Source organism: Mesorhizobium sp. M7A.F.Ca.MR.245.00.0.0 (assembly GCF_003997415.1).
Classification (GTDB): Bacteria; Pseudomonadota; Alphaproteobacteria; order Rhizobiales; family Rhizobiaceae; genus Mesorhizobium.
Window position 1 is genome coordinate 70,581 of sequence record NZ_RZTE01000025.1, and the last position, 1,336, is coordinate 71,916.

General features: G+C 65.0%; 1 protein-coding gene and 1 pseudogene (1 of these 2 running past the window's edge). One reads left to right on the forward strand and one right to left on the reverse strand.

What is annotated here, in order from left to right; genetic code table 11:
• Positions 1–555: pseudogene (locus EOB80_RS22910) on the reverse strand (MFS transporter); it reaches 677 nt to the left of the window's first position.
• Positions 556–735: 180 nt separating this feature from the next.
• Between EOB80_RS22910 and EOB80_RS22915 the strand changes: the two are divergent.
• Positions 736–1,336: GntR family transcriptional regulator (locus EOB80_RS22915; protein ID WP_245466420.1), on the forward strand; the 601-nt coding region annotated here is incomplete at its 3' end.

The following is a 1,336-nucleotide window of genomic DNA, read 5'->3' on the forward strand; positions in this document are numbered from 1 at the left end:
GCCGGAGAGGAGAAAGGTGGCGCGGATGCCGATCAGCGGCGGCAGGGCGCCGCCCACCAGTGGGCCGACCAGAGCCCCACCCGTGATGCCGGCCGACAGCAGGCCCAGCGCCCAGCCGGAGCGTTCCTTCGGCGTCTGCATGGCAACGAGGATGGTCGATCCCGAGGAATAGCCACCGGCAAACCCGATCAGCAGCCGCAGCAGCACCAGTTGCCAGACCGTCTGCACCATGCCGGTCAGCGACATGCATATGGCCATGCCGAAGCTGGCGCGAACCAGCATCACCTTGCGGCCGTAGCGGTCGCCGAGACGTCCCCAGAGCGGCGCCACCAGCGCCGCCGCGAAGAACGTCGCGCCATAGGCTATCCCCGACCATTGCACGATCGCCGCGTGGCCCTCGGCGCCGAGCTGCTCGATATAGAGCGGCAGGAACGGCAAAAGCAGCGTCATGGCGACAAGCGTCGAAAACGATCCGGCAACGCACACGAACAGATTGCGCCGCCAGTGGATGTTGTAGGTGCTGTCGGTCGCCGGGGGCGTGCTCTGCTGCTGCATGTCATATGTCCTGTCCCAGAAACTCTTATCGATGCTTGCTGCGGATACCAATTTGGGATACCAAGATGGTGCCCCTGATGGACGCAAGCTTGACCGCTGTCAATGCGACCGTCTCAAACGTGATCGGAAAAGGCGGCCGGCAAGACGATCGCCAGCAACGATAAAAAAATGGAAACGACAATGTCGCAGATGCAGAGCGTCGAAAAACAGCTTCGGCAAATGATCCTGGGCCTCGAGATCGGCCCCGGCGAGAAGCTGACGGAGCGCTGGATCGAGAGCCGCTTCGGCGCGTCGCGAACCCCGGTCAGGGCAGCACTTCTGCGGCTTGAGACCGAGGGCCTGGTCGGCAGGGACGGACGCGGCTGGACGGTGTCGCCGATCAATCTGGCTGAACTCGAGCAGATCGCCGTCTACAGGGAAGCGGTCGAGGTTGCGGCGCTTCGCCTGACATGCAGCCTGGCGGACCGGAGCGCCGTCGATGTCATCGAGGCGATGCTCGAGTCCTGCGACAACGACACGCCGCGCGAGGAATGGCATCGCGTCGGCATGGATTTTCACATCGAACTGGCGCGTCTGTCGGGCAATGAATTCCTGTTCCGGGCGGTGCGCGATGCCATGACGCGCCTGTCGCGGGCGCGTTGGCTGGAGGTCCGCGACGAAGCGGCCCTCAGCCGCGCCTGGGCTGAACATCGCGCCATACTGGCGTCGGCACGCCTTGGCGACGCCGATGAAGCCGCGCGCCTGCTGTCAGGCCACATCGTCGGCAGCCGCGACCGGCTGG